Raw genomic sequence first — 23197 nt, forward strand, 5'->3', positions numbered from 1 at the left:
CGGCAGCCCCTGGACGCCCCGGCAGGCCCGGGGACAGCCGGTGCGTCAAGCGGTCCGCGCCGACCGGTGGTGGTGTGGGATGGTCCTCGGCGGGCGAATCGCCTGCGGGTGGGCGATGATCCGTGGATGAGCGCACCCCAGCAAGGGCGGATCGTGGCACCCGACGGCGGCTCGGTACGGGAGCTGCTGCGGGTCGGCGCACCTGTGGATCTCAGCGCGATCGATCCACGGTCCACGCCCGGTGTGCCGAGCACGGCGGGGCGGGGCGAGCACCGTAAGGCCTGGGCACGAGAGCAGGTGGAGCTGGTCGGCGGCGAGCTGGCCCGACAGCAGGAGATGCTCTTCGCGATGGCCAAGACCGGATCGGACCGGTCGGCGCGCAGAGTGCTGCTTGTGCTCCAGGCGATGGACTGCGGTGGCAAGGACGGCACGATCAAGCGGGTTGCCGGCGCGATGAACCCGTTGGGCCTGCACATCCGCTCGTTCGGGCCGCCGACCCGCCAGGAGTTGCGGCACGACTTCCTCTGGCGGATCCGTCGTGAGTTGCCGCCGCCCGGGTACGTGGGGATGTTCAACCGTTCGCAATACGAGGACGTGTTGATCGCCCGGGTCGCTTCGCTGGTGCCGGAGGCGACCTGGCGGGCCCGCTATGACGAGATCAACTCGTTCGAGCGGGAGTTGACCGACGATGGCGTATCCGTGATCAAGGTGATGCTGCACATCTCGTACGCCGAGCAGGGCGAGCGCCTGCTGGAGCGGCTCACCGACCCGCGTAAGCACTGGAAGTACAACCCCTCCGACGTCGACTCCCGGGCCCAGTGGGACGACTACCAGGCCGCGTACGCCGAGGCACTCAGCCGGTGCGGCACGGACGCCGCGCCCTGGTTCGTGGTGCCGGCGGACCGGAAGTGGTACAGGGACTGGGCTGTGGCTCATCTGCTGCGTGAGACGTTCGACACCCTCGACCTGGGGTATCCGGCTGCCGATTTCGACGTCGAGCGGGAGCGGGAGCGGTTGCTTTCTGAGGGAGCGGGTGCGGGTGGGACGGCCGAGATGAACAGTAGGTGAACGAGCGGTGAATGACGCCTGGCCAGGGGTGGGCCGGCGAATTCACGGTTCTGTCGTTTCCTAGCATTCACCGGGCGGGTGCCCGACGGGTGCCGCCACCCTTCCACCGACGCGACGAGGTCTGTGCTGTGAAGTTTTCCTTCCGCCCCACCGAGGGCGCCTTCTACGAGCTCTTCACCAGGGCCGCGCAGAACCTGGTCCGGGGCACCGCACTGCTCAACGAGCTGGCGCTGCCCGGCGTGGACGTGCAGTCCGTCAGCGAGCGGCTGACCGAGGTCGAGCACGACAGCGACCAGATCACCCACGACCTGTACAAGAAGATCAACTCGACCTTCATCACGCCATTCGACCGGGAGGACATCTACCGGCTCGGCTCGCTGCTCGACGACGTGATGGACCACCTGGAAGCGGTCGGCGATCTGCTCTACCTGTACGGGCTGACCGAACTGCCGGCGCTGCCCCGCGAGCTGCACGAGATGGTCAACGTGCTCGACCAGCAGGCCAAGCTGACCGCCGACGCGATGCCTCGCCTGCAGTCGATGAAGGATCTCGAGGACTACTGGATCGAGTGCAACCGGCTGGAGAACGAGGGCGACCGGATCAACCGGCAACTGCTCGTCCGGCTCTTCTCGGGTGAGTACGACGCGTTGACGGTGCTGAAGATGAAGGAGGTCGCCGACGAGTTGGAGGCCGCCTGCGACGCCTTCGAGCACGTGGCCAACACGGTCGAGACCATCGCCGTCAAGGAGTCCTGAGCCGGTGACTCCCGAACTCATCGCCGTGCTGGCGGTGATCGCGGTGGCCCTGGCGTTCGACTACACCAATGGTTTCCACGACGCCGCCAACGCGATCGCGACAAGCGTCTCCACCCGTGCGCTGACACCCCGGATCGCCCTCGGGCTTGCCGCGGTCGGCAACTTCATCGGCGCGCACTTCGGCGCCGGGGTCGCCAAGACCGTCGGCGACGGCCTGGTCACCCTCCCCACCGGTGTGAGCAGCCTCGGTGTGGTCTTCGCCGGGGTGCTCGGCGCGATCGCCTGGAACCTGATCACCTGGTACTTCGGTCTGCCCTCGTCGTCCTCGCACGCGCTCTTCGGCGGCCTGGTCGGTGCGACCCTGTTGTCCACCGGGGGCACCGTGCAGTGGGGCAACATCGGTGAGAAGGTGCTGCTGCCGATGGTGCTGTCGCCGATCGTCGGCCTCACCCTCGGCTACCTGCTGATGCTGGCCATCCTCTGGCTGTTCCGGAAGGGGCAGCCGGGCAAGCTCAACCGGGGCTTCCGCCACGCGCAGACCGTTTCGGCGGCGGCCATGTCGGTCGGCCACGGTATGCAGGACGCCGCCAAGACCATGGGCATCGTGGTGCTGGCGCTCTACACCGGCGGTTTCCAGGAGAGCAAGACGCACATCCCGGGCTGGGTGTTCTGGACCTCGGCGACCATGCTGGCCCTCGGCACGTACGCCGGCGGTTGGCGGATCATCCGCACTCTCGGTCGTAAGATCATCGACCTCGGGCCGCCGGAGGGCTTCGCCGCCGAAACGGTTGCCAGCGCGGTGCTCTACTTCAACGCCCTGGTGCTGAAGGCACCGATCTCCACCACCCACACGATCACGTCGGCGATCATGGGCGTGGGTGCGACCAAGCGGCTCTCCGCGGTCCGCTGGAACGTCGCCGGCAACATCGTGCTCGCCTGGATCATCACGTTCCCGGCCGCCGCGCTGATCGCCTGCATCACCTACCTGGTGGTGCGCCCGCTCTTCGGCTGACCTGTTCCGGGCCCCTTGCCGACGCCTCGCGCGTCAGCAAGGGGCCCGTCCGGTCAGACGTACTGCACGCCGATCTGTTCGCGGATCGTGTCCAGCAGCGCCATCACCTCAAGGGTGGCGGCGTGCGGCACCAGCGGGCTCTCGGTGAGCCCGGCGGCGAGGCAGCGCTGCACCTCGATCGCCTCGTACTGGTAGCCGTTTCCGGCCTCGTCGGCCGCGATCGTCTCCGGCTCGGCACCGGCCCGGTGCAGGGTCAGCGAACCCGGCCGGAAGAACGGCTCCGGCAGGTCGATCCGGCCCGTGCTGCCGGTGATCGAGGCGGACAACTCACTCGACCCCACCATGCCGCAGCTCAGCGTGGCCAGAGCGCCGGTGTCGTAGCCGAACAGGATGCCGGTGTTCTCATCCGTGCCCTCCGGGCCGAGCTGCGCCCAGGACCGGATGTGCTGTGGCACGCCGAGCAGCAGGTGGGCCAGGCTGATCGGGTAGATCCCCAGGTCGAGCAGGGCGCCCCCGCCCAGCGCCGCGTTGCGCATCCGGTGCTCCGGCGGGAACGGCCCGGCCACCCCGAAGTCGGCCCGGACACCGGTCACCGTGCCGATCGCTCCGTCCGCGATCAGCTCGACCACCCGCAGGATCAGCGGGTTCAGCCGCATCCACATGGCCTCCATCAGGAAGACCCCGGCGGCGCGGGCAGTGTCCACCAAGTCGGTGCTGGTGGCCAGGTCGAGGGTGAAGGGCTTCTCCAGCAGCACCGCACGCCCGGCGGTCAGGCAGGTCATCGCCGCCTCGTAGTGCGCCGAATGCGGCGTCGCCACGTAGATCGCGTCGACCTCCGAGTCAGCGGCCAACTCCGCCCAGGAGCCGTACGCGCGCTTCGCGCCGTAGGTGTCGGCGAAGCGCTGCGCGTTCTCCACCGCACGGGAGCCGACCGCGACCAGCTCGGCGTCCGGCACCAGCCGGAGGTCTTCGGCGAAACGGCTGGCGATGTGGCCGGTGGCCAGGATGCCCCAACGAGTCATGCCGGAACGTTAACCGAGCCAGGTGAACCACCAGCTCGCCGGTCCGCCCGCCCGCATTCCGGCCGGTCCGCCGGGCCCGCCTGCCGCGTGATCAACACGGGGTCGGCGATGTCGCGGTATCCCGCCACGAGGACAGCCCTACGCCGATCTCGAGCCGATCAACCCGCTGCTGGGTCGATCCGCCCAATACGTGGGCGTGCGCCCGTTAGCCGAGTGAGGCCGATCTGGAGTGTCACCCAGCAGAGGGCACGCCGGTGGACACGCTCTGGCGAGCAGGAGTGTTCGGCAGGCGGAGACTCACCGCTAGGCCGAGACCGGAGCAGATGAGGAAGGCCGCTACCCAGGCATCTTCCGAGAACGCCGGGATGGCGAGCAGCGCAGACACGACGGCAACCAGCAGTCGCACCAGGATGCCGTTGCGAGCACCGGTCGCCCAGGCCGCCGTAATCAGCGCCGAGCCACCCATCCACGCCAAGAAGCTGTAGCAGGGGCCGGCGAGGAGGACGCCGCCGACCAGCCAGCCGATATCGACCGTCTCACCAGAGGCGAGCCCTTGGGTGAGGGTGAGCAACACCTGGACCATTGAGATGACTGCCACGGAGATCGGCCCGTTCCACAAGAACCACGCGACCCCCCAGCCAAGCCCGGTTTCGCCATGTGTCTGCGTCTCCACCAGCCCACCCTCGACCAATCGCTGATCCCTTTCGGCAAGCCCACACGGTCGAGTTGCCAACAGCAAGTGCGCGTGATGAAGCGCTCGTGCCGATCAGGAGGCAAGCGTCTCTTACGGCTACGGTCGGGCGGGCTACATCCGGTCGGTGAGTCGCGCGACGAAGACGCGCCAAGTCGTCGGGGCGAAGGTGAGTGCCGGACCGGTCGGGTCCTTCGAGTCCCGCACGGCCACGACGTCGGGAAGGTTGTCGGCGACCTCGACACAGTCACCGCCGTTGGAGCTGCTGCGCGTGCTTTTGCGCCACTGTGCGCCAGTCAGGTCAGCCATGCTCTTGCCTTTAGGAAGTCGATGGTGTGGCGACGCGGGAGTGCCACCGACCGCAGCGTATCCCAGATGGCCCATAGCGCGGCGGTGTCATTTGTCAGCCGTCCGGCCGCCTGGTCGTCCAGGTACGCAACGTCGCCATCGTCGGTCGTCGCGATGACAAACGGCCCTGCTTGCCCGGGATGGATGCCCGCGTCCAAGGGCAGCACATGCAGGAGGACGTTGGGCCGCTGAGCCATCTTGACCAGATGGTCTATCTGCGGGTGCATGACGGCAGGGTCTCCGCGGCGAAGGGCGAACTCATCGATGACCGCGACGAAGAGCGGCGGTTTGCGCCTTTCGAGGACGGCTCTCTGCCGGCGCAATCGCGTTTCGACGTAGTCCGCGACCTCGTCCGGCCCGAGCAATCCGCTGCTCAGCACCACCGAGGCGTACTCGGGGGTCTGCAGTAGACCCGGGATCACCGCCACTTGAAAGGCGCGCAGTGACGTCGCCTGTAGCTCTGTTTCTACCCATGGGCGCAACCACGCCGGTTCACGTCGCTTGAAGACGTCCGGCCAAATGTCCTCAACTTCGCGGCCGAGAGCCTTGGCGGCTGCGGCGCGGTGGCGTGGGTGAGGGACGCGCCCTGGCGTAATCCATCGGGCGACCGTCTTCGGATCAACGCCGACCTGCTCGGCAAGGCTCTCGACAGTCTCGCCCGTGTCGGCCATCGCTGCTCGTAGCGCCTGGTTCATGGTCGTCTCCCGAAGGACGTCTTTGACGTCTCTAGAACCTATATCTACAGGGTGTAGCCGTCCAGCCTCAACAAGCGATGGTGATCCTCATAGGACAGCGTGAGCCGGTGGGGGCCAAGGAGCCCGCCGGTCGCGCCGACCGGGGTCGCCCCATGGGCGAGCACTCAGGGGCGGCCCCTTCCCAACGGCTGACAGGGGAGACCGTGCCGAGCGAGCAACCGAAGCCGACAGACCAGCCGTCTACATCGCCACCAGCCCGACCGAGCCGGCTCCTCGACCCGCCGTTCCGCGGGTCAAGCCGGGGCACGCGGGCGAACCGCGTTCCGGACCACCGCTGGGGCCCGGAGTCCGGCCGCCAGTTCATAGCCGGCGAATTGGTCAGCCTGACCCGCGCCGCGAGCCCGCAGTTCATACGCCCGCTGACCGTCCGCGTCATTCGCGAGTTGACCGATCGGCATCCGCCGTACGGATGGACGTGGATTGAGGGTTACGAGCTGAACCCCAAGGGCTTGGCGTTGGCGAAGCGCGAGTTGTTCGTCCTGCGTGAGGGCGTGCGCTGGCTCGTCGCGGCCCCGCCTGCCTCGGGCCCGTCAACCGCCCGCCGGGGTTCGGCAAGGATCGCAAGGGCCGACCGATGACCCGCCGCGATCCCGCCCACCTTCCCGCTCGGCCGACGTGGCGATGCAGGGCTTGCGGGATCGCTTGGCCCTGCTCAGCCGCGAAGCTCCGCCTGCTGGGCGAGTACCGGACCGACCGCCCGGGCCTGCTCGTTTACCTCTCAATCCTTCAGGCGGAGGCCGCCTGCCATCTCGCCGAGCTGAATCCGAGCGCCCCTCCTGCCGAACTGTTCGAGCGCTTCGTGGGCTGGGCGCGCGCCCGGTAGCGCCACCTTCGGGAACTAGGCTCGCATCATGACGATCGACAGTGACGGCTTCGCCGCCCCGGCCGCCCTGGTCGAGCACGCCCGCAGGTTCCAGGCCGAGGGCGGCACCCCGGCGGTGCCGCGGGTCGCGGCCACCGTGTTGCTGCTGCGTCCGACCGACGCCGACTTCGAGGTGTACGTCATCCGCCGGGTCGCCGCCATGACCTTCGGCGGGATGTACGCCTTTCCCGGCGGCGGAGTGGACCGCTCCGACTCCGAGGCACACCTGGACTGGGCAGGCCCGGCACCAACCGAGTGGGCCGGCCGGCTCGGCGTGACCCCGGATGCCGCCCAGTCGGTGGTCTGCGCCGCTGCGCGGGAGGTCTTCGAGGAGGCCGGCGTGCTGCTTGCCGGCCCGGACCCGGCGACCGTGGTGGGCGACGTCAGCGGCGACGACTGGGAGACGGCCCGGCAGGAGCTGGAGGGGCGTCGGCTGGGCTTTGCCGCATTTCTCGCGGACCGTCAGCTCACGCTTCGTTCGGACCTGCTGCTGCCATGGAGCCGGTGGATCACGCCGGAGTTCGAGCCGCGCCGCTTCGACACGTACTTCTTCGTGGCCCTGCTGCCGGCGGGGCAGCGGACCCGCGACGTCTCCGGCGAGGCCGACCACACTCTGTGGATCCGGCCGGCGGACGCCCTCGCCCGGGCCCAGGCCGGCGAGCTGACCATGCTGCCGCCCACCCTGGTCACGCTGGCCCAGGTGGCTGCGGCAGGCGACCTGGCCGGGGTGGCGCGAGCGGCGGCCGACCGGGACGCCGCCACGCCGGTCACCCCGCGCCTGCACCTGCCGCTGGACGGCGAGCCACGCTTCGTGCTCGCCTGACCCCCGCCCCTGACCCCGCTGGCCCTAGTGCGTGCCGTCAAGGTCCGCACAACTTCAGGGATACTGCTGCCTCCTCGTCGAAGGAAGCAGCAACTTCAGGGAAGTTGTGCAGATCTTGGCCGGCACACGCCAAAGGGCGCCGGTCAGGTCGACCGACGCCCTTCGCGGACCGGGAACCAGCGGCTCAGCCGAAGCGGCCGGTGATGTAGTCCTCGGTCTTCTTCACGCTCGGGTTGCTGAAGATCTTCTGGGTGTTGTCGTACTCGATGAGCCGGCCCGGGTCGCCGGTCTTCTCGATCGAGAAGAAGGCGGTCCGGTCCGACACACGCGCGGCCTGCTGCATGTTGTGCGTCACGATGATGATCGTGAACTTGTCCTTGAGCTGGAACATCAGGTCCTCGATCGCCAGCGTGGAGATCGGGTCCAGAGCCGAGCACGGCTCGTCCATCAGCACGACCTGCGGCTCGACCGCGATGGTGCGGGCGATGCAGAGCCGCTGCTGCTGACCACCGGAGAGGCCCGCACCGGGCTTGCCCAGCCGGTCCTTGACCTCGTCCCACAGGTTCGCCGAGCGCAGCGCCTTCTCGGCCGCGTCCTCCAGGATCGACTTGCGGCGGACCCCGTTGAGCTTCAGCCCGGCCACCACGTTCTCGAAGATGCTCATGGTGGGGAACGGGTTCGGCCGCTGGAAGACCATGCCGATCATGCGTCGGACCGCGGTGACGTCCACGTCCCGGTCGTAGATGTCCTGGTCGTCGATGGTCAGGCTGCCCTCGACCCGGGCCCCCGGCAGCACCTCGTGCATACGGTTGATCGACCGCAGGAACGTGGACTTGCCGCAGCCGGACGGGCCGATCAGGGCGGTGACCGTCTTCGGCTCGACGGTCAGGTTGATGTTCTCGATCGCCTTGAAGCCGCCGTAGTAGGCGGTGACGTTCGATGCTGCGACGCGCTTGGCCATGGTGATACCTCCGGGGTTCATCGGCTGAGCCTGTTGCGACGGGCCAGCAGCTTCGCCGCGATCGTCAGGATGAGCACGAGGGCGACCAGGGTGAGTGCCGCGGTCCACGCCCGTGCCGGCGCGTACTTCGACGCGTCACCGGCCTGCTGGTAGACGAAGAGGGACAGCGACGACTGGTTGTTCTCGAAGGGGTTGGTGTTGATCGCGGCACCGCCGCCGGCGACCAGCAGCACCGGCGCGGTCTCGCCGGCCGCACGGGCGATGGCAAGCATGACGCCTGTGACGATGCCGGGAAGCGCCGTCGGCAGCACCACCCGCAGGATGGTCTTCCACTTGGGTACGCCGAGCGCGTAGGCGCCCTCGCGCAGCGGCGGCGGGACGAGGCGGAGCATCTCCTCGGTGGACCGGACGATGGTGGGCAGCATCAGCACGCTCAGCGCGAGCGCGGCGGCGAACCCGGAGAAGCTGGGCCGGCCGTCGTTGAACCACGGCGACACGACCAGCACCCAGAACGCCAGCACGAAGAGGCCGGAGACGATCGACGGGATGCCGGTCATCACGTCCACGAAGAACCGGATCGTGAAGGCGAACTTGCCCCGGCCGTACTCGACGATGTAGATGGCGCACAGGATGCCGAGCGGCACGGTGATCAGGGTGGCGATGCCGACCTGCTCCAGCGTGCCGACGATCGCGTGGTACGCGCCACCGTTCGGGTCCCGGGCCCCGATGTTGTTCATCGAGGTCTGGAAGAAGTCGGCGTCCAGCCGATCGGTGCCCTTGCTGACCAGCGTCCAGACCACCGACACCAGCGGCAGCACCGCCAGCACGAACGCGGAGTGGATCAGCGCGCTCCAGGTGCGGTTGCGGGCCGACCGGCGCCCCTCGACCGCGTTGGCCGCGGCGAAGAGCCCGACGAGGTAGAGCACCGCGCCGAGGACGACCACGAGGACCGGCCCGCCGATGTCGGTGCCGTAGACGATCGCGGCGGAGAGCGCCAGGGCCGCCACGGCGATGGCCGGTGCGGCGTACCAGGGCAGCCGCCGGCCCCGCAGCGACGAAGGCTGGGCCGGCGGACGAGTGCGGTGGGAGGTGACGGTTGTGGTCATGCGGCCGACTCCGTGAACTCCCGGCGGCGGTAGATGATCGCCCGCGCCGTGATGTTGACGATCAGCGTGATGGCGAACAGCACCAGACCGGAGGCGATCAACGCGCCCCGGCCGGTCTCGTTCGCCTCGCCGAACGCGTTGGCGATGTTGGCGGCGATGGTGTTGCCGCCGTTCTGGATCAGGTTGAACGAGATGTTGAAGGTGATGCCGAGGGTCAGCGCCAGGGCGATGGTCTCGCCAAGCGCCCGGCCGAGGCCGAGCATCATCGCGGCGATGATGCCGGGGCGGCCGTACGGGATCACCGCGGTGCGGAGCATTTCCCAGCGGGTGGCGCCCAGGGCGAGGGCGGCCTCCTCGTTGGCCGTTGGCGTCTGGAGGAACACCTCGCGGGAGAGCGAGGTGATGATCGGCAGCACCATGATCGCGAGCACCAGAGCGCCCAGCATGACGGACGCGCCGAACGGGCCGTCTCCGCCGAAGAGCGGGATCCAGCCGAAGTGCTGGTTCAGCCAGACCGAGAAGTCCTGGACCGGGCTGCTGAAGACGTCCCGCCCCCAGAGGCCGAAGACCACGCTCGGCACGGCGGCGAGCAGGTCGACCAGGAAGCCGAGCGCGGTGCCCAGCCGACGGGGTGCGTAGTGCGAGAGGTAGAGCGCGATACCGAGTGCCACCGGCACTGCCATCAGCAGCGCCAGCGCTGAGCTGAGCAGGGTGCCGAAGGCGAGCGCGCCGATGCCGAACTTCGGCTGCGTCTCGTTGGGGGACCAGCCCTCGTAGGACCAGAAGTTTTCGGTGTTGGCGCGCAGGGCCGGCACCGCCTTCGCGACCAGGAAGATCGCGATGGCGGCGATGATGACCAGAACTGCGGTGCCGGCGGCCAGGGTGAGACCGCGGAAGGCCCGCTCGGCGCCGAACTTACGGCTGCGCGGCAGCGCGCCGCCGCCGCCCAGCCCGGCGCCGCCCGGGGAACGGGTGCTGACTGGTGCCTCGGCCACACGCGCCGAGGCACCGGCGGGCCACTCGTGACTCTGGGTCACGCGCGTCCCGCCGGTGCCGGCGTCGGCCGAGCGGTGAGGGGTTTCACCCATCTGCTCGCTCGATTCGATTGCGGAGGTGGTGGGGTTCGGGTCAGGAGATGTTCTTGACTGCGGCCTCGACCTTGGTGCGGACGCTCTCCGGCAGCGGGGCGTAGCCCAGCTCGGTCATGGCAGCCTGGCCCTCGGTGCTGGCCGCGTAGCCCAGCAGGCCCTTGACCAGCGGCAGCTTGTCGGCCGCGAGGCCCTTGCTGCAGACGATCTCGTACGTCGCCAGGACGATCGGGTAGGCCCCGGCCTCCTTGGTGTTGTAGTCGATCGACAGCTTGAGGTCGTCGCCCTGGCCGTCGACCTTGGCACCGGCGATGGTCTTGCCGGCAGCCTCGGCGGTCAGCGCGGCGAACTCGCCCGCACCGTTTCCGATCTTGGACATCTTCAGGCCGGCGTTCTCGGCGAACGACCACTCCATGTAACCGATGGTGCCGTCGGCAGCCTTGACCTTGCTGGCCACGCCGTCCGAGCCCTTGGCGCCGGTGCCGCCCGGGGCCTTCCACGCCTTGGCCTTACCGAGGGTCCAGTCGGCCTCGGCGGTCTTCGACAGGAAGTTGGTGAAGTTGTCGGTGGTGCCCGACTCGTCCGAGCGGTGGACGGTCTGGATGGTGGTCGACGGCAGCTTGGCGTCCGGGTTGTCAGCCTTGATCGCCGCGTCGTCCCACTTGGTGACCGTGCCGGCGAAGATCTTCGCCAGGGTGGCCGGCTTGAGCTGGAGGTTGTCCACGCCGCTGACGTTGTAGGCGATGGCCACCGGGCCGATCACCATCGGCAGGTGGATGGCCTTGCCGCCGGCGCACTTGGCGTCGGCCTGCGGCTGCTCCTCCGGCTTGAGCGCGGAGTCCGAGCCGGCGAAGTCGGCGGTCCCGGCGATGAACGCCTGGATGCCGGCGCCCGAGCCGGTCGCCTCGTAGTTGATCGTCGTGCCCTGGCACTTCATCTGGTACGCCTTGATCCACTCGGCCATGGCGTTCTTCTGCGCCGACGAGCCCTGGGCGTTCAGCGTTCCGGTAGCGCAGTCGACCGCGGCGGTCGAGCCCGAAGCGCTGGCGCCGGTGGCGGGCTCGTTGTTGTCCGAGCCGCATGCACTGAGGCCGAGCGTCGCGGCGAGGGCGAGGCCGGCAATAGCGCCGTACCGCTGGAGCTTCACCTGAGGGGTTTCCCTTCGCGTCTGACTTGGCGCCCCGAATCCGGGGGCCGAGGACCGGCATTGACCGGCTGACACGAAAGTTAGAAGTGTCAGGTAGCCGGTTTGCCGGTCGCAAGTGAACGCAAGGTGAACACGTGCGGCCTCCGGGGTGGCCGCTTGCTGAGGGTGAGTTGTCCGTTAAGTGAACTCAGGTACGCCTGTCGGATGTATGGGTATATTTCCGGTTCGCCGTTATCCCGCCGAAGCCCAGCCGTGACCCGCCGGTGACCGAATTCCAGCGGCGACCGACGGTCAGCCCAGGTGGTAGTTGATGTGCGCGGACCAGCGGGCGAAACCCAGCCGCTCGTAGAGCGCGACCGCCCCGGTGTTCGACTCGTCCACGTAGAGCATCACCCGGTCCAGGCCGCGCTTGTCCCGCAGGTACGCCAGCCCGGCAGTGGTCAACGCCCGGCCGAGCCCGCCGCCGTGCGCGGTCGGCTCCACGCCCAGGACGTACACCTCGCCGATCCGGGCCGACCCGGGGCGCTCGTGCACCTTGGTCCAGTGGAAGCCGAGCAGTCGGCCGGTCGCGGTCTCCTCGGCGAGCAGGAAGCCGGCCGGGTCGAACCACGGTTCGGCGAGGCGGACCCGCAGGTCGTCGGAGGTCCACCGCCCCTGCTCGGGGTGCTCGGCGAAGGCGCGCGAGTTGAGGGTCAGCCAGGCCGCGTCGTCGGCTCCGGGCCGGAACGCGCGCAGCGCCACCCCGTCGGGCAGGCGCGGCTCGCCCAATGGGGCGGCCAGTGGCCGGCGCAACTGCCAGAGCACCCGGGCGCGGGTGAACCCGAGGTCGACACCGAGCGCCGCGGCCGAGGGGTGGTCGCCGTGCGCCCACGCCCGCAGTGGCCCGGTGGCCGAGGCGAGTACGCCCCGGGCCAGCGCCCGACCGGTGCCCCGCCGCCGGTACGCGGGATGCACCACCAGCTCGACTCCGATCCCACCGACCGGGTCGGTGGTGTCGAGGTGCGCGTACCCGGTGAGGGTGCCGTCGTCGGCGCGGGCGATCAGGTGCAAGGCCGGGGCGTCCGGGTCGCGCAGTCGGAGCAGCACGTGCTCGTCGAGCGGGTTCGCGCCGTCGGTGTCGCCCGCGGAACTGGCGAGGGATAGCACGTCGGCGATCTCCGCCGGTGCCAGTCGGTCGGTCCGGGTCACCTGGTCGCTGGTCGGCTCCGCGCTGCTCATCCCGTCACCGTATCCGGTGCGTGTCGTGACGCCCGGAGCGTCGCCGAGTTAAGCCGCGGGCGGTGTGGAGTGCGGCCTGCGTGCCGACCCTCCCCGACCCGTGCGGCGGACAGCCCGTCCGCCTCACGTCGGGTCGGTGGGCAGTGCTTCCAGCTCGAACCGCGCGGTCAGGTCGGGCAGGATCCGGCGCAGCGCGTCCACGGTGCCCTGCCGGTTCCCGCCGGCGTCGTGCAGCAGCACCACCGAGCCCGGTTCGGCCTGGGCCAGCACCGTTGCGGTGATCTTGCCGGCACCGGGCAGTTCCCAGTCCGACGGGTCCACCGACCAGTGCAGCGGGGTCATGCCGAGCTGGTGCGCCACCGACACCACCGGGTACGTCCAGGCGCCACCCGGCTGGCGGTACCAGACGATCGGTGCGTCCGGTACCGCCGCCCGGATCGCGTCGTTGGTGCGCAGGAGGTCGGAGCGGATCGCGTCGGTCGATCGGGTCCCCAGACTGACGTCGTGGTGCCACGAGTGGTTGCACAGGGTGTGCCCGCCGTTGACGATCGCCTGGATCAGGTCGGGGTGGTTCTGTGCGTTCTCACCGACCACGCAGAACGTGGCCCGGACGTCGAATTCGCGCAGCAGGGCGAGGACCTGCGGGGTGTACTGCGGGTCCGGCCCGTCGTCGAAGGTCAGCGCGAGCCGTGGAGAGCCGGTGGTGGCGTGCGCACCGAACAGTTGGTCGTCCCCGGCGTCTCGTCCGGACCCGTCCTGACCGGCCTGGGCGGGGCCGGCGCTGCCGCTGACGCTGGGGGCGCCGCTCGGCTCGCCGCCGCTGGGCTGGTCGGCATAGCCCGGTGCGTCGGCGTTCGACGTGATCCCGGTGGAGTGTCGTTGGGCCTGCTGGTCGGGGACGAGACTGCGGCCCAGCACGTACGCCGAGCCGAGCAGCGCCGCCACCACCAGCGTCACGATCCCCGCCGCCTTCGCGGTCGAGTCGCCCCGCGTCACAACTTCCGCCTGGTTGGCCGGTCAGGCCGGCCCGTTGCCCCCGTGGTCAATGCGCGCACCGTCGCCCCTTTCTCCGACAAACCCGGCAGTCAGAATAGGACTGCCAAGCTGCGCAAAAAGGGCATATAGGAAATCGCCTGGAGCGACTCGCGGATCAGACGGGCAGGGGTGCGTGCTCTGCCTCGGCGAGCGACCGGGACGGCGGGACGACGAACTTGTAGCCGACCTGGCGAACGGTGCCGATCATCGACTCGTACTCCGAACCGAGCTTGGCGCGGAGTCGCCGCACGTGCACGTCCACCGTGCGAGTGCCGCCAAAGTAGTCATAGCCCCAGACCTCGCGCAGGAGCTGATCCCGGGTGAACACCCGACCCGGGTGCTGGGCCAGGAACTTCAGCAGCTCGAACTCCTTGTAGGTGAGGTCGAGCGGGCGGCCCTTGAGCTTGGCCGCGTACGTGTCGGGGTCGATGGTCAGCTCGCCGGCCCGGATCGAGCCGCCCGCGCCAGCTGTCGCGTTGCTCAGCCGGCCCACCGCCAGCCGCAACCGTGCCTCGACCTCGGCGGGGCCGGCCGAGGCGAGGATGACGTCGTCGACGCCCCAGTCGGCGTTCAGCGCGATCAGGCCGGCCTCGGTCACCACCGCGACCAGCGGCACGCCGAGCCCGGTGGCGTGCAGCATTCGGCAGGTCGCGCGGGCCTCGCTCAGCTCCGACCGGGCATCCACCATCACCGCGTCCGGGCTGGGGCCCGCGACCAGGGTGCGGACGTCGCGCGGCGCGGTGCGGACCGAGTGCGGCAGCAGGTCGAGTGCCGGCAGCACAGCCGACGGTTCGCCTGCGCGCGCAGTCACCAGCAGCAGGATTTCCACGATCACCTCCGTCCCGGCGGCGCGGGGGCCGCACGCGACCAGACACACTCACAACTGAGTGCGCTGAGAAATTGCGTGGTCCCGGCGTCGCTGACGGGCGGGTAACGGGTCGAGCCTAACTGATCGCCTCGGCCGCGCCGTCGGGCCATTTCCCGTTTGTCTACCTTGCCCCTGATCGTGGCGCAAATTTTAACGTTGCTGAAACCCATGACCACCGCGTCGGGCGGTCGGTCTGGCACGATCGGGTCGTGTTTCCCTCCACCTCGCCCGAGGCCGGCCGCGAATCGTGGCCCGCCGGGCCCCACCCGGGTCCGGCCGCCGCACCGACCCGCGGCCACCCGCCCGCGCCGCGTACCGGTCCGACCGCCGCCGACGGGGATCGTCGCGAACGAGGTGGGCCTCGTCGTGCCCGTCGCGCCGGCGAGCCGGCTCGCCGATCCGAAGACGAGATCGACGAGTCGGAGGAGGAGGTCGTACCCCCGGTCGAGGTGCGTCGCCAGTTGGCGGTGACCATCGCCGGCTTCGCCGCGCTGCTCGGCGTCGGCTTGGTGCTGGGCGCGCAGACGTCGGGCCCCGGCCACCGGCTGCCGTTCGCCTTCATCATCTTCGGCGTCCAGCTGCTGTTCGTGCTCGCCTGGACGATGGCCATGCGCCCGCCCGCGCTGCTGGTGGTCGCTGGGATAAGCGCCGCGGTCGCGGCGCTCGCGGACATCGCCGCGGTGCAGACCGACATCGCCGGGCTGGCGCCGCTGGGTTACCTGGCCGCGGGCGGGTTCATCGCCGCGGTGCTCGGCCAGTTGGTGCGCCGGGTCGACCGGGTTCGGGTCACCGACTCACTCGGCGCCACGCTGCTCATCGTGGTCGGGGTGGTGGCGTTCGGCACCCTGATCGTGCTCAGCCGGATCCCGGCCGGCACCCAGGCGATCACCGTCTGCCTGTCCGCGAGCGGCGTCGCGCTGACCGTCGCTCGGCTCACCGACGCCGTGCTGCCCTGGCCCCGGCTGGCTCCGCAGGTGCCCCGGGGCGCCGCCGGGGTGGTGGCCGGCGCGATGGTCGGCACGCTCACCAGCGCACTGCTGGGCAGCTACCTGGTGGCTCCCTTCACTCCGACCAGGGCCGCCGTGATCGGCCTGGTCGCGGCGGTCACCGCCGTCCTCTCCGATCTCGCCGTGGGGTACGCCGAGGCGGGCCGCCTGATGGCCGGTGAACCACCAACGATGTGGGTGGCCCGACACATGCAGGGTCCGCTCGGCGGCTTCGCTCTCGCGGCGCCGGCCGCGTACGCCATGTGCATGCTCTTCCTCTGAGTCGCGGTTGAGCCCGGAGCCGGTCGGGTACCTATGGGTGCGCCGCGCTGCGGCACCGGTACGGACGCCCCGTCGCACCTCGGCGGGCGGAGACAGGAGGCGGCGTGGCGCAGGAGTATCCGGCGAGTGCGGTCCGGCCCCGGCGGCGTGGTCGCAAGCTGCTCATCGCCCTTGTCGTCCTGCTCGTGCTGGTGGCGGGGCTGCTGGTGGTCGCGGACCGGGTAGCGGTCGGGGTGGCCGAGCGGCTCGTTGCCGACCGGGTCCGCCAGGAGATCACCAAGCAGGGCGCGCAATCCGCCGAGCCCGATGTGGAGGTGGGCGGGACTCCGTTCCTCACCCAGGTGCTGGATGGCCGTTACCAGCGGGTCACCATCAATCTGCGGGACGTGCAGGCCCCGGTCGAGGGCGACGCCGTGCGGCTGCCGGTGCTCGATGTGACCGCCCGCAACGTCCGGGCCTCACTGGACACCCTGCGCACCGGCCAGGGTGACATCGTGGCGGACACCGTCAACGGCGCCGGCACGATCAGCTACGACAGCCTCGCCGCGTTGCTGAAGCGTCCGGGGCTCACGCTTGGCGAGCAGAATGGCAAGCTCGCCGTCACGGGTCCGGCCGACATCCTCGGTCAGAAGATCACGATCAGCGGCACCGCCGACGTCACCGTCGCCGACAACGGCGCGGTCGCCCTGCGTTTCAACGACCTGGACGCCGCGGGTCTGCCGAACCTGCCGCTGGCCCGCACCTTCCTGAACAACTTCGCCAAGAGCATCTCCATCGACGTGCCCCTGCCCGACCTGCCGTTCCAACTTGCCGTCCGCGAGGTCCGGCCGCTGCCGGAAGGGTTGGCGGTCACCGTCGATGCGAAGAACGTACCGATCAACTCGGTCGGCTGAGGTGGGATGCCGGTCCAGCCGGCGGCTCGGGTCGTTCCCGGATGGTGGTCAGCTCAGTGGCGGCACGGTCACCGGCTGGTAGGCTCCCTGCCCATGGGGACCCACCTCACCAAACGGCGCGCGGTCGACCTGTGCCGCGTGGCCACCTGCCTGTGTCGCCCCGTCATCTGACGGCGGGGCTGTCTCCGGCCGCCTGACGGCGGCCACCGGCACAGGGGTTCTCGCACCTCCGGTAATCCCACCGAATGACCGGCAGCGGCGCCGTCGCACGAACCCGTGATCCCGTCCTTCCGCTGGGTCCCGCGCGTGGTGCGACAGTTACACCCATCGATACTCGCGCGTTGGCTCACCATCCATCCTCACCAGGGAGTGATTCGATGAGTCGCGACACCGCACTCGTTTCGGCCGAGTGGGCCGAGAAGAACCTCGGCGCCCCGGGCGTCGTCTTCGTCGAGGTCGACGAAGACACCTCGGCCTACGACACAGGCCACATCGCCGGCGCCATCAAGATTGACTGGAAGACCGACCTGCAGGACCAGGTCCGTCGGGACTTCGTCAACAAGACCCAGTTCGAGGCGTTGCTCTCCGAGCGTGGCATCAGCAACGACGACACCGTCATCCTCTACGGCGGTAACAACAACTGGTTCGCCGCGTACGCCTACTGGTACTTCAAGCTCTACGGCCACGGCGACGTCAAGCTGCTCGACGGCGGTCGCAAGAAGTGGGAGCTGGACGCCCGCCCGCTGGTCACCGACGCGGTGTCCCGCCCGGCGACCCAGTACGTCGCGCAGGAGCCGGACACCTCCATCCGAGCCTTCCGCGACGAGGTGGTCGCCGCGATCGGCACCAAGAACCTGGTCGACGTGCGCAGCCCCGACGAGTTCGCCGGCCGGCTGCTCGCCCCCGCCCACCTGCCGCAGGAGCAGGCGCAGCGGGCCGGTCACATCCCCACCGCGATCAGCGTCCCGTGGTCGAAGGCGGCCAATGAGGACGGCACCTTCCGGTCCGACGACGAGCTGCGCCGGATCTACGGCGATGCGGGGCTCGACGACGGCAAGGAGACCATCGCCTACTGCCGCATCGGCGAGCGTTCCTCGCACACCTGGTTCGTGCTGCAGGAGTTGCTGGGCCACCGCAACGTCAAGAACTACGACGGTTCCTGGACCGAGTACGGCTCGCTGGTCGGCGTGCCGGTCGCGCTCGGCGACGAACCCGGGGAGGCCTGACATGACCCTTCCCATCGCCGCAGGTTGCGCTGCACCAGACCAGGCCGCGCCGCTGCCTGCCAGCCTGGACCTGGAGAAAGAAACCGTGATCACGGGCATCGTCCGCTCCGCTGAGGACGAGCCGGTGCCGGGCGCGTACGTCCGGCTGCTCGACTCGACCGGTGAGTTCACCGCCGAGGTGGTGACCTCGGCCGCCGGTCAGTTCCGGTTCTTCGCCGCGCCGGGTTCCTGGACGCTCCGGGCACTGTCCCGGCACGGCAACGGCGACACGGCCCTCACCGCGGGCCGGGGCGTCAACGAGGTTGGCGTCACTGTCGCCTGACCCACTGCTCTGATCGACCAGGGCCGGTCACCCGCACGGGTGACCGGCCCTGGTCGTCTCTCCTTGATTGAGTCAGTAGGCCCGCATCCTGCTCTGGTTGTCGGCAGGGGCTGAGTCGGGCGGGCGGACCATCGAAACCATCGGCATGCGTCACTATCTATGGGTGGAAGTCACGGTTGATGCGGGTGGCGGCGGCATGTCTGGTGAAGAGGTTCCAATCGTCTTCTGCGTCAGTGCGGACGCCTCGGTGCTTGAGCGGGTGCTGCGACAGCTTGACGGGGCTGGTTCGGTGGTGAGCTGCGCCGACCTGACCCAGCTCCGTGCGATGCTGTTCCCGCCACCGGGTGGCTCGACGCCGGCAGCCGCGGCGCTCATCCCGCCGCCGCCGGGTTTGGTCAGCTGGGGTGAGTTGGTCGTCGACTGGGCCGGACAGCTAGTCACCTGGCGCGGCGACCCGCTCCCGCTCTCCAGCACCGAACGGGAGCTGCTCGCCCGACTCATCGGCCCACCGCAGGTCTTGTGGAGCTACGAGCAGCTTTGCGCCTCCGTCCTGGGTGGCGCGGACGCCGCGATCCTGCACTCCACGATCAAGCGGCTTCGGCGCTGGCTGCGGGGATTGCCGGGTGGACCGCAGGTGCACACCGTGCGGGGAGTCGGCTATCGCCTCGACTCTCCGCCCCGGCCTGTCTGACAGCAGGCCGCCGCCAATCTCCTGGATCGCCGCCTCCACCGCCGCGCCGGTCGAGGACCCGTGACACCATGGCCGGGTGAGCGGTGCTGTCCAGACGGGGTGGGCTTCGCCGGCCGGTCCCGCCGCGCCGGCGCCCGCCCGGTCGTGGCGGCGTTGGCTGCTGGCCGCGACCGCGGCCTGGGCCGTGTTGCTGGCCCTGCTCACCTGGACGTCGGTCCGCAACGACCCGCCGACCGTGCGCGAGCAACGTACCCTCGACCAGGCCGGCCCCGTGGTCGACCGGGCGGTCGGCGAGCTTGCCCGGGCGGTCGGTGCGGCCGGACTACTGGAGCTGGGCCCGGCGCGGATCGCGTCGGGCTGCCGAGTCACCCCGTTCGCCGACGGAGCAAGGCTGCGGCGCGAGGTCGGCGCGCTCGCACCCACCGGCACTGAGCAGGCCGTGCTGGTCGGCATCGCCGAGCGGCTTCCGGCGAGCTGGCGGGCCGGGGTCGGGCCCGGACTGGACGGCCCCGAGCTGCACGCCGACGCCGGGGAGTTCGTTGCCGTCGAGGGACGGCCGACCGTGGACGGTCGGGTGCGATTGATCGTCGACACCGGTTGCCGGCCGGTCGGCTCCGGCTACACGGCAGCCCCGGCGACCGCTGCTGGCCCGGAAGCTGCCGCCCTGACCGTCGCGCTGGGGGCGCTCGGCCGACCAGGCGATGCGGCACCGGAGCTGGTCACCGCGCCCTGCCCGGGTGGCGGGCTGGCCCGTACCGCGCGGTCCGCGGGCGGTGCCGACCCGGCCTCGTCGACGGAAGCACTCGCCCCGTTGGCCGGTGACGCCCCACTGCTGGACAAACCCCCGGTGTACGCGTACCGCACCGGGCCGGTCACGGTGCTGGCCGAACTCAGCCCGGATGCCACCCGGCTGGCCGCCACCGTCGGCTGCTCGGGCTGAGCCGGGCCTGTCCTCCGGTCAGCCGTCGCGCGGCTGCTCCTCCGGGCCACGGCTGCGACCCAACGCGTCGACCATGCCCCACCGGCCGGGGATGTCCAGCAGCTCGACCCGACCCATGCCGGGTGGCACCGCCGGATCGATGATCAGGTGCTCGCCCTGCGGCTCCAACCCCAACATCACCCGCAGCAGCATCAGCGGCGTACCGGTCGACCAGGCCTGCGGGCTGCACGCCGTCGGATACTCCACCGGGTAGCCGGTGAGGGCCTGGGCGTAGCCGGCGAACGCCTCCGGCAGCCGCCCGTCGAAGAATCGGGACGCCGCCAGCATCGCGTCGCAGATCACCCCGGCCTCGTCCCGGAAGCCGTACCGCCACAACCCCCAGGCGATGATCGAGTTGTCGAACGGCCACACCGTGCCCACGTGGTAGCCGATCGGGTTGTACCGCCCCTCGTCCTCGGCGAGCGTCCGCACTCCCCAGCCGGAGAACAGGCGTGGCCCGAGCAGGTGCTCGACGACCTTGCCGGCGCGGGACTCGTCCACGATGCCGCTCCACAGCAGGTGCCCGATGTTCGAGGTCAGCGCGTCCACCTGCCGGCCGTCGGCATCCAACGCGAGCGCGTAGTACCCGCGGTCGGCGATCCAGAAGTCACGGTCGAACCGACGCTTGAGGTCGGCGGCCTCCCGCTCCAGCTTGTCGGCGTACTCCGGGTCGTTCCAGATGGTCCGGGCCAGCCGGGCGGCCCGCACCTTCGCGTCGTACGCGTAGCCCTGCAGCTCGCAGGTCGCCCGGGGGAAGCTGGGCAGCTGGCCGTCGGCGTACGAGATGCCGTCCCAGGAGTCCTTCCAGCACTGGTTCTGCAGACCGCTGTCCGGATTGCGAGTCTGGTACCAGAGGTAACCGGTGCCGAGCAGGTCACCGTAGGTGTCGATCCACTCCAGCGCCGCGCGAACCTGCGGCTCCAACCGGCGGACCAGCGCGGCGTCGCCCGTCCAGCGCTCGTATTCGTCGATCAGGATGATGAACAGCGGCGTCGAGTCGGCCGACCCGTAGTACGGCGAGTGCGGCTGCTCCTCGAAGCCGGCGGTCTCCCCGTACCGCAGCTCGTGCAGGATCTTGCCGGGTTCCTCGTCGCGGAAGTCGTCCACCCGGTGCCCCTGCAGTCCGGCCAGCATCAGGATGGTCGGCGGGACCAACTCCGGCAGAAACGGCAGCACCTGCAACGAGGTGATGATGCTGTCCCGGCCGAACAGCGTCATGAACCAGGGCAGCCCGGCGGCGATCAGCCGCACGCCCAGGGCAATCGACTCATAGCGCAGAGCCGCCAGGTCGTTGAGGCTGCGCCGGTACGCCCCGGCCAGCGGCTGGCAGTCGCAGCCGAGCTTCGGCGCCCGGTCGATCAGCTCCTGTTGCTCGGCCCGGATGGCGTCCGCGCTGCGGCTGCCGCCGTACGGCAGGGTGGTCCGGATGTCCTCGCCACGTGCCCCGAAGACGATGCTGGACACGTGCAGTCGGGTGGTCCACTTGCTGTTGGGGGCGATCCGGAGCCGGAAGGTCATTCCGGCGGCGTCGACCTGCGCCGGCGTGCTGGTCTTGACCTGCGTCTCCCGGTGGAACGCCTCCCGCCGGTAGGTCAGCCGTAGCTCGTTGTCCGAGACCGAGACCGTGGTCTGACCCCGCTTCTGCCGGGAATCTTTGATCTCGAACAGGTCAGCGAAGTCGGCTCCGATCTCGATCCGGACGGTGAATTCGGCATCCGCGCCGGTGTGGTTCAGCACGGTCAGCTCCTCCTCGAAGCTGCCCACGATCGCCCGGCTGCGGATCACCGATGCCTTCGCGTCCAGATAGTGCGTGGGTTCACCGGGGGCGAGGAAGAACTTTGTGCGGTAGGACTCGGCGTCGTCGACGGAGAGGGCATGCAGCCGCTCGCCGTCCAGGGTGAGCACCCAACTGGACAGGAATCGGGTGTCGAAGGAGAAGAGCCCGGTGGGGAAGTCGAAGGATGGCTCGATGTCCCCTCGCCGATCGCTGACCAGGAAGGTGTTGCCGTCCAGAATGCTGACGAGTTCCTTCACACCGGGCGCCCGGCTGCTCTGCGGGCCGTTTCGCGGGGGTCACGGGTGCCGGGCGGGTTCGGGAAGAAGCGCCGGAAGGCGAGGAAGAGCACCACGTTCCCGCTGAACGTGCTCTCGTTGCGTAGCACCGCCGCGACACCCTGGGCTTCGCCGGTGATCAGTCGGTCGAAGAGGGCCGCACTGCTGTACCAGATGGCGTCGGCTGGCCCGCGCTCGCGGCTGACCTGCACCGACCCGGGCCGCATTCGGACCAGCCAGTGTTCGGTCTGGTGGTCGCTGCCGAGGTCGATCTGAAGGGTGCCGTCGGTCAGGCCGCCCAGGACGTCAGGAGCGCGCGACGGCAGTGAGTCGAAGAATCTCTTCGTCGCCTCGGTCACACCCGAATCGTAGGCACCTGTCCGAGATGTCGGGTCGGTATCGGCACTCCGCTCGATTCGACAGACCGCCCCGAGTGGTCAGTAGACGAGTGCCTGCGCGCCCTCGGTCATTGCCTCCTCGACGAAGGCGGCGGCACCCGCGATGCGAACACCGGGCAGCACGTCGTCCGGGCCGATCTCCCGTCGCGCCGCGCACTGGGTGCAGGCGGTCACCCGGCCACTGGTCAGGATGACGTGCAACAACTCGGCCAGCGGTGCGGAGTGCGGCAGCTCGAACTGCTGGGCGCGGCCGGGCAGCGCGAACCAGGTCGACTCACCGGTCAGCCAGAGCGACACGTCCACCCCGGCCGCGACCGCCGTCGCGGCGACCGTGAATGCCTGCGCACACCGCTCCGGGGCGTCCGCCCCCGCGGTGGCCTTGACGACGAGAGTGCGGGCCATGTGGCCCAGCATAGGATGGTCGGGATGGTTACCGAGATCGGGTTTGTCAGCCTGCTGGTCGCCGGCCTGGGCGGACTCGCCGGTGGCCTCGTCTACCTGGCCGTACGCATTTCGAGAGGACGTTGGTGAGCGCGAGGAGTGAGTCGGGCTTGCGAGCCCCGCAGTCGCGAACCAAGGTGGCCCTGTGAGCGCGAGGAGTGAGTCGGG

General features: G+C 69.9%; 26 protein-coding genes. 12 read left to right on the forward strand and 14 right to left on the reverse strand.

Annotated features, from left to right (window positions below):
- Positions 1-126 precede the first annotated feature (126 nt).
- The 3 genes from ACLQ28_RS24645 (at position 127) to ACLQ28_RS24655 (ending at position 2835) form a co-directional block, all read left to right on the forward strand.
- Positions 127-1068, forward strand: a complete 942-nt coding sequence (locus ACLQ28_RS24645; protein WP_425688646.1) for a PPK2 family polyphosphate kinase — start codon at positions 127-129, stop codon at positions 1066-1068.
- 128 nt (positions 1069-1196) lie between these two features.
- Positions 1197-1823, forward strand: a complete 627-nt coding sequence (locus ACLQ28_RS24650) for a DUF47 domain-containing protein (protein WP_110563272.1) — start codon at positions 1197-1199, stop codon at positions 1821-1823.
- 4 nt (positions 1824-1827) lie between these two features.
- A complete protein-coding gene (locus ACLQ28_RS24655; protein WP_425688647.1) occupies positions 1828-2835 on the forward strand; it encodes an anion permease in 1008 nt (335 codons plus the stop codon).
- Between the two features lie 53 nt (positions 2836-2888).
- Here the strand turns inward: ACLQ28_RS24655 and ACLQ28_RS24660 are convergent, their stop codons facing one another.
- The 4 genes from ACLQ28_RS24660 to ACLQ28_RS24675 all read right to left on the reverse strand — a co-directional run bounded on the left by ACLQ28_RS24660 (position 2889) and on the right by ACLQ28_RS24675 (position 5591).
- Positions 2889-3857, reverse strand: coding sequence for a Gfo/Idh/MocA family protein (locus ACLQ28_RS24660; protein WP_425688648.1), 969 nt, complete (start codon positions 3855-3857; stop codon positions 2889-2891).
- Between the two features lie 232 nt (positions 3858-4089).
- Entirely contained in the window at positions 4090-4530 is a 441-nt protein-coding gene (locus ACLQ28_RS24665) for a hypothetical protein (protein WP_425688649.1), read from the reverse strand.
- A gap of 132 nt (positions 4531-4662) precedes the next feature.
- The gene (locus ACLQ28_RS24670) at positions 4663-4857 is read right to left on the reverse strand and encodes a DUF397 domain-containing protein (RefSeq protein WP_425688650.1); all 195 of its coding nucleotides are present in this window, start codon (positions 4855-4857) and stop codon (positions 4663-4665) included.
- Positions 4845-5591: a Scr1 family TA system antitoxin-like transcriptional regulator gene (locus tag ACLQ28_RS24675; protein WP_425688651.1), complete on the reverse strand. Its 747-nt coding sequence runs from the start codon at positions 5589-5591 to the stop codon at positions 4845-4847. Before ACLQ28_RS24675 ends, ACLQ28_RS24670 begins: the two co-directional genes overlap by 13 nt.
- 911 nt (positions 5592-6502) lie before the next feature.
- Between ACLQ28_RS24675 and ACLQ28_RS24680 the strand changes: the two genes are divergently transcribed.
- A complete protein-coding gene (locus ACLQ28_RS24680) occupies positions 6503-7336 on the forward strand; it encodes an NUDIX hydrolase (protein WP_425688652.1) in 834 nt (277 codons plus the stop codon).
- 184 nt (positions 7337-7520) lie between these two features.
- Here the strand turns inward: ACLQ28_RS24680 and pstB are convergent, their stop codons facing one another.
- The 7 genes from pstB to ACLQ28_RS24715 form a co-directional block, all read right to left on the reverse strand.
- Positions 7521-8297 carry a phosphate ABC transporter ATP-binding protein PstB gene (pstB, locus tag ACLQ28_RS24685; RefSeq protein ID WP_425688743.1) on the reverse strand — a complete coding sequence of 259 codons (777 nt, stop codon included), beginning with the start codon at positions 8295-8297 and terminating at the stop codon, positions 7521-7523.
- Positions 8298-8314: 17 nt separating this feature from the next.
- Entirely contained in the window at positions 8315-9403 is a 1089-nt protein-coding gene (pstA, locus tag ACLQ28_RS24690; RefSeq protein ID WP_425688653.1) for a phosphate ABC transporter permease PstA, read from the reverse strand.
- Positions 9400-10491, reverse strand: a complete 1092-nt coding sequence (pstC, locus tag ACLQ28_RS24695; RefSeq protein ID WP_425688654.1) for a phosphate ABC transporter permease subunit PstC — start codon at positions 10489-10491, stop codon at positions 9400-9402. The genes pstA and pstC overlap by 4 nt, the downstream gene beginning before the upstream one ends.
- Before the next feature lie 40 nt (positions 10492-10531).
- Entirely contained in the window at positions 10532-11638 is a 1107-nt protein-coding gene (gene pstS / locus ACLQ28_RS24700; RefSeq protein ID WP_425688655.1) for a phosphate ABC transporter substrate-binding protein PstS, read from the reverse strand.
- A 291-nt stretch (positions 11639-11929) separates the two neighbouring features.
- Entirely contained in the window at positions 11930-12856 is a 927-nt protein-coding gene (gene mshD, locus ACLQ28_RS24705) for a mycothiol synthase (protein WP_425688656.1), read from the reverse strand.
- Between the two features lie 123 nt (positions 12857-12979).
- Complete coding sequence (locus ACLQ28_RS24710) at positions 12980-13852, reverse strand: polysaccharide deacetylase family protein (protein ID WP_425688657.1); 873 nt, start codon at positions 13850-13852, stop codon at positions 12980-12982.
- Between the two features lie 154 nt (positions 13853-14006).
- Complete coding sequence (locus ACLQ28_RS24715; RefSeq protein ID WP_184188346.1) at positions 14007-14726, reverse strand: winged helix-turn-helix transcriptional regulator; 720 nt, start codon at positions 14724-14726, stop codon at positions 14007-14009.
- Between the two features lie 242 nt (positions 14727-14968).
- Between ACLQ28_RS24715 and ACLQ28_RS24720 the strand changes: the two genes are divergently transcribed.
- The 7 genes from ACLQ28_RS24720 to ACLQ28_RS24750 all read left to right on the forward strand — a co-directional run bounded on the left by ACLQ28_RS24720 (position 14969) and on the right by ACLQ28_RS24750 (position 20099).
- Positions 14969-16027: a hypothetical protein gene (locus tag ACLQ28_RS24720; protein ID WP_425688658.1), complete on the forward strand. Its 1059-nt coding sequence runs from the start codon at positions 14969-14971 to the stop codon at positions 16025-16027.
- A 104-nt stretch (positions 16028-16131) separates the two neighbouring features.
- On the forward strand, positions 16132-16920 hold the full coding sequence (locus ACLQ28_RS24725) for a DUF2993 domain-containing protein (RefSeq protein ID WP_425688659.1): 789 nt from the start codon (positions 16132-16134) through the stop codon (positions 16918-16920).
- A 93-nt stretch (positions 16921-17013) separates the two neighbouring features.
- Positions 17014-17091: an Ms5788A family Cys-rich leader peptide gene (locus tag ACLQ28_RS24730; RefSeq protein ID WP_310503780.1), complete on the forward strand. Its 78-nt coding sequence runs from the start codon at positions 17014-17016 to the stop codon at positions 17089-17091.
- Positions 17092-17297: 206 nt separating this feature from the next.
- Entirely contained in the window at positions 17298-18146 is an 849-nt protein-coding gene (locus ACLQ28_RS24735; protein ID WP_355392823.1) for a sulfurtransferase, read from the forward strand.
- Position 18147: 1 nt separating this feature from the next.
- Entirely contained in the window at positions 18148-18468 is a 321-nt protein-coding gene (locus ACLQ28_RS24740; protein WP_425688660.1) for a DUF1416 domain-containing protein, read from the forward strand.
- A 196-nt stretch (positions 18469-18664) separates the two neighbouring features.
- Positions 18665-19159, forward strand: coding sequence for a winged helix-turn-helix domain-containing protein (locus ACLQ28_RS24745; RefSeq protein ID WP_425688661.1), 495 nt, complete (start codon positions 18665-18667; stop codon positions 19157-19159).
- A gap of 76 nt (positions 19160-19235) precedes the next feature.
- On the forward strand, positions 19236-20099 hold the full coding sequence (locus ACLQ28_RS24750) for a hypothetical protein (protein ID WP_425688662.1): 864 nt from the start codon (positions 19236-19238) through the stop codon (positions 20097-20099).
- A gap of 18 nt (positions 20100-20117) precedes the next feature.
- On the opposite strand, the gene ACLQ28_RS24755 is transcribed toward ACLQ28_RS24750, so the two are convergent.
- The 3 genes from ACLQ28_RS24755 to ACLQ28_RS24765 all read right to left on the reverse strand — a co-directional run bounded on the left by ACLQ28_RS24755 (position 20118) and on the right by ACLQ28_RS24765 (position 23002).
- Positions 20118-22172 carry a glycogen debranching N-terminal domain-containing protein gene (locus ACLQ28_RS24755; RefSeq protein ID WP_425688663.1) on the reverse strand — a complete coding sequence of 685 codons (2055 nt, stop codon included), beginning with the start codon at positions 22170-22172 and terminating at the stop codon, positions 20118-20120.
- Positions 22169-22549, reverse strand: coding sequence for an SCP2 sterol-binding domain-containing protein (locus ACLQ28_RS24760; RefSeq protein ID WP_425688664.1), 381 nt, complete (start codon positions 22547-22549; stop codon positions 22169-22171). The genes ACLQ28_RS24755 and ACLQ28_RS24760 overlap by 4 nt, the downstream gene beginning before the upstream one ends.
- Before the next feature lie 78 nt (positions 22550-22627).
- Positions 22628-23002, reverse strand: a complete 375-nt coding sequence (locus tag ACLQ28_RS24765) for a DsrE family protein (protein WP_425688665.1) — start codon at positions 23000-23002, stop codon at positions 22628-22630.
- A 12-nt stretch (positions 23003-23014) separates the two neighbouring features.
- Here ACLQ28_RS24765 and mtfM point away from each other — a divergent pair, with 12 nt between their 5' ends.
- A complete protein-coding gene (gene mtfM / locus ACLQ28_RS24770) occupies positions 23015-23119 on the forward strand; it encodes a small membrane protein MtfM (protein ID WP_030327764.1) in 105 nt (34 codons plus the stop codon).
- Positions 23120-23197 lie beyond the last annotated feature (78 nt).

The organism is Micromonospora sp. DT201 (assembly GCF_049841575.1).
Classification (GTDB): Bacteria; Actinomycetota; Actinomycetes; order Mycobacteriales; family Micromonosporaceae; genus Micromonospora.